Below are 16,473 nucleotides of genomic sequence, written 5' to 3'. Positions count from 1 at the left end.
GGGGGCCGCGGCGCACCGCTCGGCCGGACCCCAGCCCGCCAGCACCACCGGCACGCCCCGGCCGGCCGCCTGGGCCACCCGGGCGAGCACGGCGGCATCGGGCAGGGTGTCGAAGGCGGTCACCAGCGTCGGGGGCGGCCCCTCGCGCAGGGCCGCTCCGTCCGGTCCGCCGTCCGGCCCGCCCGGCAGCACCCGCGCGGTCCAGTGCCGCGCGCCCCACTGCGGCTCCGGCAGCAGCCGCTGCCGGGCCAGCTCCAGGCGTGCCTCGTCGGTGTCCGTCCCCGTGACGGTCGCGCCCCGGGCCGCCGCCATCACCAGCGCCAGGCCCGAGCCGCAGCCCAGGCCCAGCACATGGGAGTGCCGTCCGACCTCGAACCGCTCGTATACCGCCTCGTAGAGCGGAACCAGCATCCGTTCCTGAATCTCCGCCCAGTCCCGGGCGGGCCGCGGGAGGTGCCGCTGTGCGAGCGTGGGTGCCATCGCAACATCCCCATTCCGATGGAAGGATCGCCGGATAACCGGCCGCCGTCTCGTCCCCCGAGAGGTCTTGGAAGTCCCCGAAAGCCAGGGAACTGCGCATCTGTCCCCGAGTCCAGAGGGGCGCCGGGGTGTTTCCACCCGCGCTTGCCCGCGCGCACTCCTACGTTCCCCCGGCAGTCCGGTTCACGCATCCGCAGCAGACCGCCGTAACATGCGCGGCATGGCAAAGGCTCCCGTGCTCACCCCCCAGGCGGAGGACTTCCCGCGCTGGTACCAGGACGTGATCAACAAGGCCGAGCTGGCCGACAACGGGCCGGTGCGCGGCACCATGGTCATCCGACCGTACGGGTACGGGCTCTGGGAGCGGATGCAGCGGGAGATGGACGCCCGCATCAAGGCCGCGGGCGCCGACAACGCCTACTTCCCCCTGTTCATCCCCCAGTCCTACCTGACCAGGGAGGCCGAGCACGTCGAGGGCTTCGCCCCCGAGCTGGCGGTCGTCACGCACGGCGGCGGCAAGGAGCTGGAGGAGCCGGTGGTCGTCCGGCCCACCTCCGAGACGATCGTCAACGAGTACTTCTCGAAGTGGGTGCAGAGCTACCGCGACCTGCCCCTGCTGATCAACCAGTGGGCCAACGTGGTGCGCTGGGAAATGCGTCCGAGGGTCTTCCTGCGAACGAGTGAGTTCCTGTGGCAGGAGGGGCACACCGCCCACGCCACCTACGAGGACGCGCGCGACTACGCCGCCCGCGTCCACCGGGAGGTCTACGCCGACTTCATGGAGAACGTCCTGGCCATGGACGTCGTGCTGGGACGCAAGACCCCCCGGGAGCGCTTCGCGGGCGCCATCAACACCCTCACCCTGGAGGGCATGATGGGCGACGGCAAGGCCCTGCAGATGGGCACCAGCCACGAGCTGGGCCAGAACTTCGCCAAGGCGTTCGACACCCGCTACCTGTCGAAGGACGGCGGGCGGGAGCTGGTCTGGCAGACCTCCTGGGGCACCTCCACCCGTATGGTCGGCGGCCTGATCATGATGCACGGCGACGACGCCGGGCTGCGGATCCCGCCGCGCCTGGCCCCCGTCCAGGCCGTCGTCCTGGCCATCAAGGGCGACGACGCGGTGCTGGCCAGGGTCCGCGAGGTCGGCGACCGGCTCGCCGCGGCCGGTGTCCGGGTGAAGGTGGACGACCGCACCGACACCCCCTTCGGCCGCCGGGCGGTGGACTGGGAGCTCAAGGGCGTGCCGCTGCGCGTCGAGATCGGCCCGCGCGACCTGGAGAGCGGCACCGCGATGCTGGTCCGCCGCATCGCCGGGGGCAAGGAGCCGGTGGCCGTCGACGCCCTGGCCGAACTGTGCCCGAGGCTCCTGGAGGAGGACCAGGCGCTGCTGCTGCGCCTGTCCCGCGAGCGCCGCGAGGCCCGGACCTCGGACGTGCGGACGGTGCAGGAGGCCGCCGAGGCCGCCGCCGCCGGAGGCTGGGCCCGCATCCCCTGGGCCGACCTGGGCCCGGAGGGCGAGGCGAGGCTCGCGGAGCAGTCCGTCACGGTGCGCTGCCTGGTCGGCGAGGACGGGTCGGTACCCGAGTCCGACGACGCCCCCGGTACGGTGGCCGTGGTCGCCCGCGCCTACTGAGAGCGCCCCGGGGCATCACGGGGCGTCACGGGGTGCCGCGGGGGCCCGGCCTTTCGGCCGGGCTTCCCGCCCCCGGCCGGTCCCGGCCCGGGCGGGTCCTCCCGGACCGCCATACCCGTCCCGTCGGTGCGCATCAACCTGAACTGACTGGTAGGTGCAAATTATTTGGGATGCCCCGTAATCGGAACACCGGGACACTCTGGCTCGTTGTGCACGACGTGAGCACGACACCACCTGTACTCGCCGCCGAGCTGGCGCTCGCGTGGGCCGACATCCAACGGCACCACCCGGAGCTGCCCGACCTGGCCGCGCCCGAATCGCTGATCGGGGAGTCGTCGTCCGCCTGCGGCGCCGAGCTCTCCTTCGAACGGCTGCTGCACGAGGCCGTCCACGGGATCGCCGCCGCCCGCGGAGTCCGGGACACCTCGCGCGCCGGCCGCTACCACAACCGCCGCTTCCTGGCGATCGCCGAGGAACTGGGCCTGGAGCACTCGGAGGAGCCGCATCCGAGCAGCGGCTTCTCGCTGGTCGTGATGAAGCCCGAGACCAGAAGGCGCTACCGGCCCACCATCGAGCGGCTGCAGCGCGCCCTGCGCGCCCACAGCGCCGCCACCGCCACCGACACCTCCCGCGCCTTCCGCGGCCCCGCCGCGCGGCACGGCTCGTCGGGCGGAGGGGTGCGGGTCAAGGCCGTGTGCGACTGCGGGCGCAACGTCCGGGTCGTCCCGTCCGTACTGGCCCAGGCGCCGATCATGTGCGGGGCCTGCGGGAAGCCGTTCCGCATCCCGGACAAGGAGAAGGAGGCGGTCGGGGTGGGCTGAGGCGCCGCGGACCCGCGCCGGACGGTGCCGGGAGGCCGGCCGCCCCCGCGGGGTGCGGCACGAGAGGTGTGGCACAATGGGCGGCTGTACTCGACAGCCGCACAGGACCCCTCTCTCCTCCGGCTGACGCGTCCACTCGGACACTCGGGTACCACAACCCCACGTGGCATCCCGCCGTGTCCAACCACGCCAAAGACCAGGAGACACCACAGCCGTGGCAGTCAAGATCAAGCTGAAGCGACTGGGCAAGATCCGTTCGCCTCACTACCGCATCATCGTCGCCGACTCCCGTACCCGTCGCGACGGCCGGGCCATCGAGGAGATCGGTCTGTACCACCCGGTGCAGAACCCCTCTCGCATCGAGGTCGACTCGGAGCGCGTCCAGTACTGGCTGGGTGTCGGCGCGCAGCCGACCGAGCCGGTCCTGGCCATCCTGAAGGTCACCGGCGACTGGCAGAAGTTCAAGGGTCTGCCGGCCCCGGAGCCGATGAAGGTCGCCGAGCCCAAGGCCGACAAGCGCGCCCTCTTCGAGGCCGCCGCCAAGGAGTCGGCGGACGAGCCCAAGGGTGAGGCCATCACCCAGAAGGCGAAGAAGGCCGACAAGAAGGCGGACGAGGCCGAGGCCGCCGCCGAGTCGACCGAGGCGTGACGATGCTGGAAGAGGCCCTCGACCATCTGGTGAAGGGCATCGTCGACCACCCCGACGAGGTGCAGGTCGCCTCCCGCAACCTGCGTCGCGGGCGCGTGCTGGAGGTCCGGGTCCACCCCGACGACCTCGGCAAGGTGATCGGCCGCAACGGCCGCACCGCACGCGCGCTGCGCACCGTCGTGGGCGCTCTCGGCGGGCGGGGCGTCCGCGTCGACCTCGTCGACGTGGACCAGGTCCGCTGAGGGCCGCAGCAGACAACGCAGAGCACCGGCACGGGCCGGGGGCGGCACCGCCGCCCCCGGCCCGTGCCGTGACCGCCGCCGTGCACGGACCGGGCGCGGGGCGGCGCAAGGGAACCGGCGAGAACCTCGAGAACCTGGAGTGACGAGCAGTGCAGCTGGTAGTCGCGCGCATCGGCCGCGCCCACGGGATCAAGGGCGAGGTCACGGTGGAGGTGCGCACCGATGAACCCGAGGTGCGCCTCGCCCCCGGCGCGGTCCTGGCCACCGACCCCGCCTCCGCGGGGCCCCTGACCATCGAGTCCGGGCGCGTCCACAGCGGCCGGCTGCTGCTGCGCTTCGAGGGCGTGCGGGACCGCACCGCCGCCGAGGCGCTGCGCAACACCCTGCTGATCGCCGAGGTCGACCCGGAGGAGACCCCCGAGGACCCCGACGAGTACTACGACCACCAGCTGATCGACCTCGACGTCGTCACCCGCGACGGAACGCCCGTCGGCCGGATCGAGGAGATCGCCCACCTGCCCCACCAGGACCTGCTCGTGGTGCGCAGGGCCGACGGCGGCGAGGTGCTCGTCCCCTTCGTCGGCGAGATCGTCCCCGAGATCGACCTGGAGGGGCAGCGGGCCGTCATCGACCCGCCGCCGGGGCTCATCGACGACCGCGCGGAGATCGCCGGATCCCGCACCGGGAGCGGCGCGGAGGACGGCGGGAACGGCAAGGGCGGCGAGGACGACGAGGACGGCGCCTGATGCGGATCGACGTCGTCACGATCTTCCCCGAGTACCTGGAGCCGCTCAACGTCTCCCTGGTGGGCAAGGCACGCGCCCGCGGCCTGCTCGACGTACGCGTCCACGACCTGCGGCAGTGGACCCACGACCGGCACAACACCGTCGACGACACCCCCTACGGCGGCGGCCCCGGCATGGTCATGAAGCCCGAGCCGTGGGGCGAGGCGCTGGACTCGGTCATCGCCTCGGGCTCGGACGGGCGGGAGGAGGGGCCGGTCCTGGTCGTCCCCACCCCCAGCGGCAGCCCGTTCACCCAGGAGACCGCCGTCGAACTGGCCGCCGAGCCGTGGCTGCTCTTCACCCCCGCCCGCTACGAGGGCATCGACCGCCGCGTGGTCGAGGAGTACGGCGAGCGCCTGCGGGTGCGCGAGCTGTCCATCGGCGACTACGTGCTGGCCGGCGGCGAGGCGCCCGTCCTGGTCATGGTGGAGGCCGTCGCCCGGCTGCTGCCCGGGGTCCTGGGCAACGCCGAGTCCCACCGCGACGACTCCTTCGCACCCGGGGCCATGGCCGACCTCCTGGAGGGCCCCGTCTACACCAAGCCGCCGGTGTGGCGCGGCCGGGACATCCCCGAGGTGCTGCTCAGCGGCCACCACGGCAGGATCGCCCGCTGGCGCCGGGACCAGGCGTTCCGCCGCACCGTGCGCTACCGCCCCGACCTGATCGGGAGATGCGACCCCGCGGCGCTGGACGCCGACGACCGCAGGCTGCTCGCCGAGCTGGGCTGGGCCGAGGGGCCCGACGGCCGATTTGGGCCCGTGGCCGGGGGCGTGGAAGAATAGGCCGCTGCCTCGCGTCCGGCGCGCGACCCTGCCACAGGGGGACCAACGCCCGACCGGTACGGCGGCTCACCGAACCCAACGAACGATTCCGCCGATGACCTGTGGCATCGGCGAGGAAAGCAGACGGTCATGCACCTTCTCGACAGCGTCGACTCCGCCTCACTGCGCAGCGACATCCCCAGCTTCCGCCCCGGCGACACCGTCAACGTCCACGTGCGCGTCATCGAGGGCAACCGCTCCCGTGTGCAGCAGTTCAAGGGTGTCGTCATCCGCCGCCAGGGCTCCGGCGTCCGCGAGACCTTCACCGTCCGCAAGGTCAGCTTCAGCGTCGGCGTGGAGCGCACCTTCCCGGTGCACACCCCGGTCGTCGAGAAGATCGAGGTCGTCACCCGCGGTGACGTCCGCCGCGCCAAGCTGTACTACCTGCGCGAGCTGCGCGGCAAGGCCGCCAAGATCAAGGAGAAGCGCGAGCGCTGATCCGCGACCGGCCCGCGCGGCGGAGCACAGGGCGCCCCGGCGCCCGTCGCCGTCCGCGGGGCACGGCCCCCCCGCGCCGCCGTCCGCACCGGTGTCCGCCGCGCCGCCGGGTTAGGCTCTCGGCTCGATGAACACCGACGAACAGCACACGCGACCCATGGAGCGCGACCGCTCCCCCAACCCCGTACGGGGAGGGGGACGCCGGTCGCGTTTCGTGCGTCCGGGGGCCTCGGTCGCCGCGGTCGCCGTGCTGCTCCTGCTGGTCCACACGTTCGCGGCGGAGCCCTTCCGCATTCCGAGCGGCTCCATGGGGAACACCCTCAAAGCGGGCGACCGCGTCCTGGCGAACAAGCTGGCGTACCGATTCGGCAACCTTCCGGCGCGCGGAGACGTTGTGGTGTTCGACGGCACCGGTTCGTTCGACCGGGAACCGTCGCGGGGGACCGACTACGTCAAGCGGGTCGTCGGAGTCGGCGGGGACAGGGTCAGGTGCTGCGACGAGCGGGGGAGGATCGAGGTGAACGGCGAACCGGTGGACGAGGCCTACCTGTATCCCGGTGACCGGCCCTCGGCCGTCCCGTTCGACATCGCGGTCCCGGAGGGGCGGCTGTGGGTGATGGGCGACCACCGCTCCCGGTCGAGCGATTCCCGGGACCGCCTCGGAGCCCCCGGCGGCGGCACCGTACCGGTGGAGAGGGTCATCGGACGGGCCGACTGGATCGTCTGGCCGGCCGGCCGCTGGACCTCCCTGCGGGGCCGTGATGGGTAGGCGCGGACGGCCGCGCGGCGGGCGGGCGGCCGTACACGCCGCACACGGTGGCGGGCGGGGGGCCGTCCGCGGTGGCGGCACGCCGCCGGAGCCCCGGACCACACTGCGTGGCCCCGGCGAGGGCCGGGCCGACCGACGGCGCGCCGCCAAGCGGATCAGAAGGCGCCGACGGCTGTCGGTGACCAAGGAGATCCCCATCCTGGTGGGCGTCGCACTGCTGATCGCACTGGTGCTCAAGACGTTCCTGGTGCAGGCGTTCGTCATCCCCTCCGGTTCGATGGAGCAGACGATCAAGATCGACGACCGGGTGCTGGTGGACAAGCTGACGCCCTGGTTCGGCTCGCGCCCCGAACGCGGTGACGTGGTGGTCTTCAAGGACCCCGGGGGCTGGCTGCCGCCGGGGGAGGAGCCGGAGCGGGACGACCCCGTGGGCATCAAGCAGGGCAGGCAGTTCCTGACCTTCATCGGACTGCTGCCCTCCGCCGAGGAGCAGGACCTGATCAAGCGGGTCATCGGCATCGGCGGGGACACCGTCGTGTGCTGCGACGAGGACGGCCGGGTGACGGTCAACGGCGCACCGCTGAACGAGCCGTACCTCCACCCGGGCAACGAGCCCTCGCAGACGCGCTTCGAGGTGAAGGTGCCCCGGAACCGCATCTTCGTGATGGGCGACCACCGCTCCAACTCCGCCGACTCCCGCTACCACCTCCAGGACCCGGGGAAGGGGACCATTCCCGAGAGCCTGGTGGTGGGCAAGGCCGTGGTGATCGCCTGGCCCTACGCCCACTGGCGACGGCTGGAGGAGCCCGAGACCTACGCGTCGGTACCGGATCCGCGCGGCGAAACCGCCTCCGCGGCCGCGGGCCCCGACAATGGCGGTGACGATGAGTTGGTGCGGATACCGAGCCTTGCGGAACTCCCGCTCGTTATGGGAGTGGCAGGCGTTGGTCTGCACAGGCTGAGGCGCGGGCTGCAGCGCGGTGAGAGTGGTATCGGTGTGAGGAGTGGATGTGGGGGACGTGGCGGTCGGGGCGCGATCCGACGCGGACGGGCCCGAGCGGCGGGCCGACGGCGAGCCCGTGGAGCGCGGTGAGGAGACGGCCGCGGGCCCGGACAGCGGAGAGAGAGTGACGGAAAAGAAGCAACGCTCCTTCCTGAAGGAACTGCCCATCCTCATCGGCATCGCGCTGCTGCTGGCCCTGGGGATCAAGACGTTCCTGCTGCAGGCGTTCTCCATCCCCTCCGACTCGATGCAGAACACCCTCCAGCGGGGCGACCGGGTGCTGGTGGACAAGCTGACGCCCTGGTTCGGGGCCGAGCCCGAGCGCGGCGAGGTCGTCGTCTTCCACGACCCGGGCGGCTGGCTCGACGAGTCGGTCCGGCAGGACACCAACGTGTTCCAGGACTTCATGAGCTTCATCGGCCTGATGCCCTCCGCCGAGGAGCAGGACCTGATCAAGCGGGTCATCGCGGTCGGCGGCGACACCGTGGCGTGCGAGAAGAACGGTCCCGTCACGGTCAACGGCAAGGCACTGGAGGAGGGGGCCTACGTCTACCCCGGCGACTCCCCCTGCGGCAGCGAGGGCTTCGGCCCGGTCAAGGTCCCCGAGGACCGGATCTGGGTGATGGGCGACCACCGCTCCAACTCCCTGGACTCCCGTTTCCACCAGCAGCTCCCCGGACAGGGGACGGTGCCCGTGGACGACGTCGTGGGCCGGGCGGTCGTCAAGGCGTGGCCGATCGACCGCTGGGGCACCCTCCCGGTGCCCGACACCTTCGCCGAGCAGGGCCTGGCCGCGGCTCCCGCGGCGCTGGGCCTGGTGGGCGCGGTGCCGCTGGTGATGTGGCGGCGGCGCCTGAGGGCCGGGGCCGCGAAAGGGGCTGCCGGAGCGCCCGGGACGGCGGGAGCTTCCGGGACGGCGCCCGGAGCCGCGGGCGGGACGGACGGGCCGGCCGAGGGCTGACCCGGGGACGTACCCGGAGGTAGGGTGCGGCGCAGACCGTCGCTGGACCCAGACCTTCCGGGAGCGTGAGTGAGCAGAGCCGAACGTACCGGGGGAGGCCGCGGCCGTCTGGGCCAGGTGCTGTCGTCGGCGGCCGTGGCGATCGGCTGCGTCCTCTTCCTGGGCGGTTTCGCCTGGGCCGCCGTCCTGTACCAGCCCTATGCCGTGCCCACCGACTCCATGGCGCCCACCGTCGAGGCCGGGGACCGGGTGCTGGCCGAGCGCGTCGACGGCGACGAGGTCCGGCGCGGCGACGTCGTCGTCTTCCTCGACCCGCTGTGGGGCGACATGCCGGTGATCAAGCGCGTCGTCGGCGTCGGCGGCGACACCGTGAAGTGCTGCGACGGGCAGGGAAGGCTGACCGTCAACGGCGATCCCGTCGACGAGCCGTACCGGCTGGAGCGCGAGAGGGCCTCCTTCGCCACCTTCGAGGCGTCCGTGCCCGAGGGGCAGCTCTTCCTCCTCGGCGACCACCGGGAGGGATCACTGGACTCGCGCACGCATCTGGAGGACGCCAACAACGGCTCCGTGCCCAGGGAGGCGGTGACGGGCCGGGTCGACGCCACCGTCTGGCCGCTGGGACACGCGGGCATGATCGAGCGCCCCGCCGGTTTCGCGGATCTGCCCGGCGGGATCTCCCGGCCGGGGCCGCTGGGCCCCGCCCTGGCGGCGATCGGGGCCGGCGCCCTGCTGATCTTCGGCGGCGCCGGGTACGGGGCGGTCGGCTCGGTCCGCGGCAAGCGTGCGAGGCTGACGCACAATGGGGGGACGCACGGCTGAAGGGGAACACGCCATGAGCGCCGAGGACCTCGAGAAGTACGAGACCGAGATGGAGCTGAAGCTCTACCGGGAGTACCGGGACGTCGTCGGTTTGTTCAGGTACGTGATCGAGACCGAACGCCGTTTCTACCTCACCAACGACTACGAGATGCAGGTGCACTCGGTCCAGGGCGAGGTCTTCTTCGAGGTCTCGATGGCCGACGCCTGGGTGTGGGACATGTACCGGCCGGCCCGTTTCGTCAAACAGGTGAGGGTGCTCACCTTCAAGGACGTGAACATCGAGGAGCTGAACAAGAGCGATCTGGACCTGCCCGAGGACTCCGACTTCAAGAGGTGAGCCCGGAGCCGGCCGCCGGCCTGTCAACGCCGCACCTGCGAACGCCCCGTACGAGTGAGCGAGATGTCCACAACCGGCCGGTAGTCCACCGAACCGGACCATGATCGCCCAACCGCCTCCCCAGCCGCCACAGTCGGCCCCGGAGGTGGTACCGATGAACGGCAGGAACGCACTCGGGCGCTACGGCGAGGACCTGGCCGCCCGGCGGCTGCGCGAGATGGGCATGGCCGTCCTCGAACGGAACTGGCGCTGCCGCGACGGCGAGATCGACATCGTCGCCCGGGACGCCGACGCACTCGTCGTCTGCGAGGTCAAGACACGCAGGACCGGCCCGTACGAGCACCCGATGTCGGCCGTGACCCCGCGCAAGGCCGAGCGGCTGCGCAGACTCGCCTCCCGCTGGCTCGGCGAACGCTGGCTCGCCCGGTACGGCCGTCCGCCGACCGGAGGCGTACGCATCGACCTCGTCGGCGTCGTCCTGCCCGAGCGCGGCGCCCCCCGGGTGCAGCACGTGAGGGGGGTGGCCTGACATGGGCTTCGCCCGTACCTGCTCGGTAGCCCTCGTGGGCGTCGAGGGCGTCGTCGTCGAGGTCCAGGCCGATCTCGAACCGGGGCTGGCCACCTTCACCCTCGTCGGCCTGCCCGACAAGAGCCTGGTGGAGAGCCGCGACCGGGTCAGGGCCGCGGTCGTCAACTCCGGTGTCGACTGGCCCCAGAAGAAACTCACCGTCGGACTCAGCCCCGCCTCCGTGCCCAAGAGCGGCAGCGGATTCGACCTAGCGAATCATAGAGAAAACCTCTTATGGCGTGGCAGGATGCCGCCATGCACACCGACCCGCCCCCGATGCCCACCCGCGCCATCATCTACTGCCGCATCAGCCGCGACCGCGAGGGCGCCGGGCTCGGCGTAGAACGCCAGCGGGAGGACTGCGAGGCGCTCGCGCAGCAGCTCGGCGTCGAGGTCGTCGCGGTCTACTCCGACAACGACCTCAGCGCGTACAGCGGCAAGCCGAGGCCGGGGTACGAGAGCCTCCTCGAAGACCTGCGCGCGGGCAAGGCGGACACCGTCCTCGCCTGGCACACCGACCGGCTGCACCGGTCCCCGGCCGAGCTGGAGACGTACATCGACGTGTGCGAGCCGCGCGGCGTGCAGACCCGCACCGTCAAGGCCGGGACGTTGGACCTGTCGACGGCGACGGGCCGGATGATCGCCCGCCAGCTCGGCGTGCAGGCCCGGTACGAGGTCGAGCGGATGGTGGAGCGGCAGAAACGCACCCGGGACCAGATGGCCGCCCGGGGCGTGTTCTTCGGCGGCCGCCGCCCCTTCGGATACGAGGCCGACGGCGTCACCGTCCGGGAGGAGGAGGCCGCCCTCATCCGAGAGGCCGCAGACGCCGTCCTCGCCGGGGCCTCCCTCCACTCGATCGCCGCCGACTGGAACCGGCGTGGTGTCCTCACGTCCACCGGCCGCCAGTGGAAGGGCCCGGAGGTCAGGGAGATGCTCCTCCGCCCCCGCAACGCCGGCATCGTCCGCCACCGCGGTCGGGAGGCCGGGCCCGCCGGGTGGCCGGCCGTCCTCGATGAGCCGCTGTGGCGGTCTGTGGTGGCGGTTCTGTCCGATCCGGAGCGGCGCACCACCCCCGGTAACGAGCGCCGCTACCTGGGGAGCGGCCTGTATCTGTGTGGGGTGTGCGCGGACGGGACGACGATGCGGTGCACCACCAGCAGCACCCGCGCGGGCGGTGTGATGATCCCCTCCTACGGGTGCCGCCTCCGCAAGCACTTGACGCGCCGTACCGATCCGCTGGACGACCACGTGGTGCTGACGATCCTCGACCGTGTCAGCGGGCCGGACGCGGCCGGGCTGCTGGCGCGGCAGCCGGACCCGGTGGACGTGGCTGGCGCGCAGGCGGACATGCGGCAGGCGAGGGCGATACTCGATCAGTTGGCGGCGGCGCTCGGTGCGGGGGAGATGGACATGCAGGAGTGGCGGGTGGCGTCGCAGGCCGCGAAGGGCCGTCTGGAGCGCGCGGAGCAGGCGTTGGCGGGTGCGGTGCGCGCGGATCCTGTGGCGGCGCTGGTGGCCGCGCAGGACCCTGCGGCGGCGTGGAACGGGCTCGACCTCTCCCGGCAGCGGGCGGTGTTGGACGCGCTGATGACGGTGACCGTCCTGCCCGCCCCGCGCGGCCGACGTCCGGGCGGGAGCTATTTCGACCCCGGTGCGGTGCGGATCGACTGGAAGCGCTGAGCCCCAACCCGTTCGGGCTGGGGCTCAGCAGGCCGCGCGCAGTTACCTGGGGGCAGGTCTGCGCGGACCGTGCGTGGGGGGTGACCTCAGCTCGGTACCCCTATCGACATGCCATCTAACACTTGTCGGGCGACAACTTCCAGTTGTCACATCTGGTGGCACTGACAACCGCAGGTGATCACTCCAGCGTGAGCGGGTGCCGACAACGCCCCAGCCCCTCCCTGACTGGCTCATCGACTGGCGGAGGGAGGTCGGCGACCGCGTCCGCCGAAGACGCGAGGAACGCGGCCTCTCGCAGGAGCAGTTGGCCGGGCTGCTGTACGCCGAGCGGCGCACCATCCACCGCCTGGAGGCCGGGGCCACCAGCCCGCCGCTGGACCGGATCCTGCACATCGCCCATGTCCTCGGTGTGCCGCCGGCCTCGCTGCTGCCGGACGAGTAGGGCCCTGCCTGCGACGGGGGACGCAGACAGGGCCCCGGGGTCCCGCCTCCCGGCTGAGCGCCGTCCGCTCGTTGAGCGTCCCGGGAGGCGGAGTCATCACATGCCGCGCGGCCGGCCCCTCGGCCGCAGGTAGTGCACACCGACCACGGCCCGGCCGCGCCGCACCGGCACCAGGCCCTCGCCGCGGCAGCCGGGGCACCAGCGCACCGGCAGCCCGGCCGGCGGGCACTCGGGGTCGTCCACCGTTCGCAGGTCGGTGCTGGCCTCGCCGCAGCGGGAGCACAGGCCGCTCACCGCCCGGCCTCCCTCTCGGCTCGGCGCGCTGCGGCCTGCCGGATGATCTCCTTCGCGCCGGACGCGGCCGCGCAGTCCGCCCCGGTGAGGCATTCGTCGCAGGCGAGGCGGTGTTCGGCGAGGACGGCGCGGGCGCACCCGTCGCAGATCACGATGGTGTGCGACGGACCGGACGCCTTGTCGTCGGTGGCGAGGGGGATGGGCTGGTGAGTGTGCTGGCGGCAGGCGAAGCAGCGCGGCAGCGTCACGCGGGCCGGGGTCGGGTTCGGGGTGTGGTGGGTAGCCTGTGTCATGCCGGTCTGCTCCCTCAGGTCGGCCATTCCCCCGGGCCCTGCCAGGCTGCGGGGGCTACGTCTGTCACGCAGCGTACCGGAACTACACCGCTCTGCACCCCTCTACCTACCACTACACCGCTCCGCCATGCGCAGCAGTGCACTGCACTGCCCAGAGGCGCACCACCGTGGCGGGCGGGAGCATGCGGAGCATGGACGACTCCGCAGACGTCGAGTACGAGTACGTGCGCGTCGCCGACCTGATCGCGGCGGATATCGCGTCGGGCCGCCTGCCGCTCGGCGCCCGTCTGCCCGGGGAACGGGAGCTGGCGGCCATCTACAGCGTGAGCAGCAGCACCGCGCAGCGGGTCCGGCGGGAGCTGGTGGCGCGGGGGCTGGTGAAGGTGCTGCGGGCGAAGGGGACGTTCGTGGTGCGCAAGCCGGACGCGCCCCAGGCATGACGAAAGCGCCCCCGCCCTCCCCCATACAGGGGGAAGACGGGGGCACACGACAGGGCGGGGACAGACACCCCGGCCCGGACCTCCAGCACAGGACCGGGCCGGGGCCTCACACCCCCGTACGGTAGTACTCCTCCACCTCCTGCGGCGGCGGCTCCGGCGTCCCACCCAGCCCCGTCACCTGATCCCGCAGCAACAGGGCCCACCGCGACACCGACCACAACACGCTCCGCACGCGGGTGATCTCCTGCCGCAGCTCGCCGCTCTCTTCCTTCAACCGCTCCACCGAGGCCTGCAACACGGAGAGGTCCACCTGCTTGGACTGCGGCGCGGTTGAGATCCTCGCCGCGGCCCGCGACCCCCGCACGCTGAACCAGCCCGCCACCACAGCAGCCAGCACCGCCGACACCGACGCCGCCACAGGCACGAATGCGCTCACCCGGGTCTCCTATCAGCGCCCCGGCGCGCGGTCGTACGGTGCGGCTCCTCGAACTCCGGGACACGCGAGATCCACACGATCAGCATCACGTGGCCGATGGCGTACCACGCGGCCACAGACCCGCCGCGCGGGTACGTACCCGTCACAGCGGCCGTCAGGTACGCAATCCCCCACACGATCGGGGGCACCAGCGCGGCGACGAACCCCCACTTATCCCGGCCGACGCGGAGGAACGCGGAGGCGAACGTGACTGCCCCTGCCGCGATCCACAGCCACGCCCAGTGCCTCAGCTCGCAGAAGTAAAGCAGGAGATCGAGGCCGTACGGGGGCGGTGGGATGCTGAAGAACCCGACCCCGTAGATCATTTTCGCGGTGCCGAGGATGACCAGGGCGGTGCCGCGCCAGCCCAGCGTGGCCCGCGCCCGCCGGGCCGCGCGGCACCCCATCACACGCCCGGGGCCGTCGACGCGGAGTTCTTCGGGCCGACCGCGCGGGCGGCGAGGCCCTTCACCAGCGACCCGACCGCGGTCGCCCCGGCCAGCCACACCGTCTCCCAGAACGACAGGGAGAACACGTCGGCCGGTCCGGCGAGGACCGCGGCGCCCGCGGCGGCCAGGACGAACGTCCAGACGACGCGCTCGGCGAGGTCCCGGGCGTAGGTGCTGGCGGTCTTGACGACGTTCTGCACGTCGCCGGAGGTGGGGAGGTTCGATGCCATGTGCTGTCTCTCTTCTCTCGGTGGTGCGCGACGGGGGCCCGTCACGCCTCGGTGGTGAGGGCGTCGCCGAGCCGATCGGCGAACGCCTGCGCCCCGGCCTCGGCCGCCGCGCGGATCTCCGCCGCGTCCAGCCCTCCGCCCGCCGCGAGCTGCGCGAGGATGGCGTCACGGGCGGCTCCCTGCGCCGCGAGCTCAGCGACTGCGGCCTGGAGCGCCTTGATGCGGCCGCGGTTCTCCCGCGTCACCTCGCCGATGTGGTTCACGACGGATTCCGGCTTCCACTCCGGGTTCGTCTCCGAGCCCCAGGAGACGCCGACGATGCCGTCGGTCTCCCACACCGCCCGCGCGATCTTCTTCGCGTCCGCGTCGCTGATGGCCACGTCACTCTCCTCGCTGCTGCTGGCGGCCCCATCGAGCCGCTGCTGAACGTCCCGCCGGAACCTGTCCATGTCGAACGCCGGGCCGTCCGGCCGGCCCACCGGACCGCGCGGGTCGATCTTCCGGCGAGTGCCCTCCTTGTGGCCGATGACGGACTGCGCCGTCCAGCCGTGCGCCCGGCACAACGCCGCCGCCCAACGCACCGCCGCGTCGTACTGCACGGACGGGTACCAGTCGCGGCCGTCGCCGAGGTTCTCCACCTCGATGCCGTAGTAGTGCCGGTTCCCGTCCACCGGCTCGGCGGAGTCCGGCCGCGGATGCGCCGACCGCTCTGCGACCACGGCGTCGTGGGCGTTCTGCGCGAACGTCCCGGCGTGGTTGCAGCGGCCCCAGCCGACCATCGTCACCACACCCGTCTTGGACAGGTGGGAGTGGCACAGCGGGCCCGGCAGCCCGGACGTGCCCTCGTAGCACAGCCGCAGCGAATCCCGGCCCGCGGTGTGGTGGATGACGACGCCGTTCACGCCGCCCCACGGGCCCTTGTGGTTGCGGTTGTGGCTGCGCCACAGCCCGTACTCGCGGATCGTCAGGCCCTCATCTCGGAACGCGCGCAGCGCCCGGTCGGCGGACAGCGGTGTGGCCATCACACGCCCCCGGTGCCGGTCGGGGTGACGGTCTCGGTGACCTCACCGGTACGGCTCGCGTTCACCTGCTCGAAGTCCGGGCTGGCGTTGACCAGGTCCAACAGCCGCTGGAACGCGGCCTCCGTGTCCGCCTGCGGAGCGGACGCCAGATCGAGCGTCACGTGGAAGTAGGTGCGGTACTCGACCCCGGTGTCGGGGACCGCGTCGCGGAACGTGATCCGGTACCCCTCGCCCCGGTAGCGAGGCTCAGTCGGGTCCTGAAACGGCATGAAGGGCTCCTCAAAAAAGGGGGGTTAGGTGATGCGCTGGTACAGCAGCCGTGTCTGGGTGGTGCCGCCGCGCAGGATCGTCCCGACCGCGTGCGCGGTCACCTGGGAGAACTGCATCGTGATCGCCGCGGTCGTGTCGGCGGTGACGGTGCCCTGGTCGTAGGCGGAGAAGAACGAGCCCAGAGGGACGTCGGTGCCGCCGCCGCCCGCGATGCGGTCCGTGCTGTTCGACGGGCGGCGGAAGATCACACTGGCTGCGGCGTTGAAGGTGCCGGTCGCGTCCGTGTGCCGGGCCTGCGTGAACGACGCGAACGTCGCGCCGGGGGCATCCCACCGCCAGCGGAAATCGGCCGCCTCATGGGCGCTGTAGGAGATCAGCAGCGTGTACCAGTACGTCGCGCCCGCCACCGGCACAAAGCTGATCTCGCTGTTGGCGTAGGTGGTGGAGGCGACGGTCTGGTCTGCGGTCTGCTCCACCAGCCGCATCCGGTCAGCCATGAGGCCGGCAGCGGTGATGCGCTGCCCGGCCAGCCACTGAGGGAACACGGGG

The 16,473-nt window shown here is 72.2% G+C and carries 25 protein-coding genes and 1 pseudogene; 17 read left to right on the top strand and 9 right to left on the bottom strand.

The genetic code is table 11. The features are described from left to right. On the bottom strand, positions 1-480 hold a 480-nt coding region (locus ACLIYP_RS05755), incomplete at its 3' end, for a methyltransferase domain-containing protein (RefSeq protein WP_412712054.1). Between the two features lie 220 nt (positions 481-700). Between ACLIYP_RS05755 and proS the strand changes: the two genes are divergently transcribed. From proS to ACLIYP_RS05675, 16 genes and pseudogenes are all read left to right on the top strand, one after another. Next, positions 701-2,116: a proline--tRNA ligase gene (proS, locus tag ACLIYP_RS05750; RefSeq protein ID WP_412712053.1), complete on the top strand. Its 1,416-nt coding sequence runs from the start codon at positions 701-703 to the stop codon at positions 2,114-2,116. 170 nt (positions 2,117-2,286) lie between these two features. Then, a complete protein-coding gene (locus tag ACLIYP_RS05745; RefSeq protein ID WP_177214090.1) occupies positions 2,287-2,937 on the top strand; it encodes a hypothetical protein in 651 nt (216 codons plus the stop codon). A 214-nt stretch (positions 2,938-3,151) separates the two neighbouring features. Further along, positions 3,152-3,586, top strand: coding sequence for a 30S ribosomal protein S16 (gene rpsP / locus ACLIYP_RS05740; protein WP_093662131.1), 435 nt, complete (start codon positions 3,152-3,154; stop codon positions 3,584-3,586). A 2-nt stretch (positions 3,587-3,588) separates the two neighbouring features. Next, on the top strand, positions 3,589-3,828 hold the full coding sequence (locus ACLIYP_RS05735; protein WP_093662133.1) for an RNA-binding protein: 240 nt from the start codon (positions 3,589-3,591) through the stop codon (positions 3,826-3,828). Between the two features lie 149 nt (positions 3,829-3,977). Next, positions 3,978-4,574: a ribosome maturation factor RimM gene (rimM, locus tag ACLIYP_RS05730; protein WP_412712052.1), complete on the top strand. Its 597-nt coding sequence runs from the start codon at positions 3,978-3,980 to the stop codon at positions 4,572-4,574. Continuing rightward, positions 4,574-5,395 carry a tRNA (guanosine(37)-N1)-methyltransferase TrmD gene (trmD, locus tag ACLIYP_RS05725; RefSeq protein WP_412712051.1) on the top strand — a complete coding sequence of 274 codons (822 nt, stop codon included), beginning with the start codon at positions 4,574-4,576 and terminating at the stop codon, positions 5,393-5,395. The genes rimM and trmD overlap by 1 nt, the downstream gene beginning before the upstream one ends. Positions 5,396-5,524: 129 nt before the next feature. Continuing rightward, positions 5,525-5,872 carry a 50S ribosomal protein L19 gene (rplS, locus tag ACLIYP_RS05720; protein ID WP_093662139.1) on the top strand — a complete coding sequence of 116 codons (348 nt, stop codon included), beginning with the start codon at positions 5,525-5,527 and terminating at the stop codon, positions 5,870-5,872. Positions 5,873-5,999: 127 nt separating this feature from the next. Next, complete coding sequence (gene lepB, locus ACLIYP_RS05715) at positions 6,000-6,641, top strand: signal peptidase I (protein WP_412712050.1); 642 nt, start codon at positions 6,000-6,002, stop codon at positions 6,639-6,641. Positions 6,642-6,819: 178 nt separating this feature from the next. Further along, positions 6,820-7,734 carry a signal peptidase I gene (gene lepB, locus ACLIYP_RS05710; protein WP_412712049.1) on the top strand — a complete coding sequence of 305 codons (915 nt, stop codon included), beginning with the start codon at positions 6,820-6,822 and terminating at the stop codon, positions 7,732-7,734. Beyond that, on the top strand, positions 7,661-8,605 hold the full coding sequence (gene lepB, locus ACLIYP_RS05705) for a signal peptidase I (protein ID WP_412712056.1): 945 nt from the start codon (positions 7,661-7,663) through the stop codon (positions 8,603-8,605). The genes lepB (ACLIYP_RS05710) and lepB (ACLIYP_RS05705) overlap by 74 nt, the downstream gene beginning before the upstream one ends. A 69-nt stretch (positions 8,606-8,674) precedes the next feature. After that, complete coding sequence (lepB, locus tag ACLIYP_RS05700; protein ID WP_412712048.1) at positions 8,675-9,424, top strand: signal peptidase I; 750 nt, start codon at positions 8,675-8,677, stop codon at positions 9,422-9,424. Positions 9,425-9,437: 13 nt separating this feature from the next. Continuing rightward, complete coding sequence (locus tag ACLIYP_RS05695) at positions 9,438-9,761, top strand: DUF2469 domain-containing protein (RefSeq protein WP_093662147.1); 324 nt, start codon at positions 9,438-9,440, stop codon at positions 9,759-9,761. A 154-nt stretch (positions 9,762-9,915) separates the two neighbouring features. Then, a complete protein-coding gene (locus ACLIYP_RS05690) occupies positions 9,916-10,290 on the top strand; it encodes a YraN family protein (protein ID WP_412712047.1) in 375 nt (124 codons plus the stop codon). A 1-nt stretch (position 10,291) separates the two neighbouring features. Continuing rightward, a pseudogene (locus ACLIYP_RS05685) lies at positions 10,292-10,543 on the top strand (magnesium chelatase domain-containing protein); the annotation flags it as partial. A 41-nt stretch (positions 10,544-10,584) separates the two neighbouring features. Continuing rightward, positions 10,585-12,009, top strand: coding sequence for a recombinase family protein (locus ACLIYP_RS05680; RefSeq protein WP_412712046.1), 1,425 nt, complete (start codon positions 10,585-10,587; stop codon positions 12,007-12,009). A 196-nt stretch (positions 12,010-12,205) separates the two neighbouring features. Then, positions 12,206-12,451: a helix-turn-helix domain-containing protein gene (locus ACLIYP_RS05675; protein ID WP_412712045.1), complete on the top strand. Its 246-nt coding sequence runs from the start codon at positions 12,206-12,208 to the stop codon at positions 12,449-12,451. Positions 12,452-12,547: 96 nt separating this feature from the next. Here the strand turns inward: ACLIYP_RS05675 and ACLIYP_RS05670 are convergent, their stop codons facing one another. Then, positions 12,548-12,745, bottom strand: a complete 198-nt coding sequence (locus ACLIYP_RS05670; protein WP_412712044.1) for a hypothetical protein — start codon at positions 12,743-12,745, stop codon at positions 12,548-12,550. Continuing rightward, positions 12,742-13,038: a hypothetical protein gene (locus ACLIYP_RS05665; RefSeq protein ID WP_412712043.1), complete on the bottom strand. Its 297-nt coding sequence runs from the start codon at positions 13,036-13,038 to the stop codon at positions 12,742-12,744. Before ACLIYP_RS05665 ends, ACLIYP_RS05670 begins: the two co-directional genes overlap by 4 nt. 191 nt (positions 13,039-13,229) lie before the next feature. Here ACLIYP_RS05665 and ACLIYP_RS05660 point away from each other — a divergent pair, with 191 nt between their 5' ends. Continuing rightward, entirely contained in the window at positions 13,230-13,478 is a 249-nt protein-coding gene (locus tag ACLIYP_RS05660; protein WP_412712042.1) for a winged helix-turn-helix domain-containing protein, read from the top strand. Between the two features lie 106 nt (positions 13,479-13,584). Here the strand turns inward: ACLIYP_RS05660 and ACLIYP_RS05655 are convergent, their stop codons facing one another. From ACLIYP_RS05655 to ACLIYP_RS05630, 6 genes are all read right to left on the bottom strand, one after another. After that, positions 13,585-13,914 carry a hypothetical protein gene (locus tag ACLIYP_RS05655; protein ID WP_412712041.1) on the bottom strand — a complete coding sequence of 110 codons (330 nt, stop codon included), beginning with the start codon at positions 13,912-13,914 and terminating at the stop codon, positions 13,585-13,587. Further along, positions 13,911-14,279 carry a hypothetical protein gene (locus ACLIYP_RS05650; protein ID WP_412712040.1) on the bottom strand — a complete coding sequence of 123 codons (369 nt, stop codon included), beginning with the start codon at positions 14,277-14,279 and terminating at the stop codon, positions 13,911-13,913. The genes ACLIYP_RS05655 and ACLIYP_RS05650 overlap by 4 nt, the downstream gene beginning before the upstream one ends. A gap of 80 nt (positions 14,280-14,359) precedes the next feature. After that, entirely contained in the window at positions 14,360-14,632 is a 273-nt protein-coding gene (locus ACLIYP_RS05645; RefSeq protein WP_412712039.1) for a hypothetical protein, read from the bottom strand. Positions 14,633-14,673: 41 nt separating this feature from the next. Beyond that, positions 14,674-15,654, bottom strand: coding sequence for an N-acetylmuramoyl-L-alanine amidase (locus ACLIYP_RS05640; protein WP_412712038.1), 981 nt, complete (start codon positions 15,652-15,654; stop codon positions 14,674-14,676). After that, the gene (locus ACLIYP_RS05635) at positions 15,654-15,923 is read right to left on the bottom strand and encodes a hypothetical protein (RefSeq protein WP_412712037.1); all 270 of its coding nucleotides are present in this window, start codon (positions 15,921-15,923) and stop codon (positions 15,654-15,656) included. The genes ACLIYP_RS05640 and ACLIYP_RS05635 overlap by 1 nt, the downstream gene beginning before the upstream one ends. Before the next feature lie 24 nt (positions 15,924-15,947). Further along, positions 15,948-16,469 carry a hypothetical protein gene (locus tag ACLIYP_RS05630; RefSeq protein ID WP_412712036.1) on the bottom strand — a complete coding sequence of 174 codons (522 nt, stop codon included), beginning with the start codon at positions 16,467-16,469 and terminating at the stop codon, positions 15,948-15,950. Between the last annotated feature and the right edge of the window lie 4 nt (positions 16,470-16,473).

Origin of the sequence: Streptomyces nanhaiensis (genome assembly GCF_046614825.1) — a bacterium.
Classification (GTDB): Bacteria; Actinomycetota; Actinomycetes; order Streptomycetales; family Streptomycetaceae; genus Streptomyces; species Streptomyces radiopugnans.
Note: the sequence above shows the minus strand (reverse complement) of the source record. Positions and strands in the feature narration are given on the sequence as shown.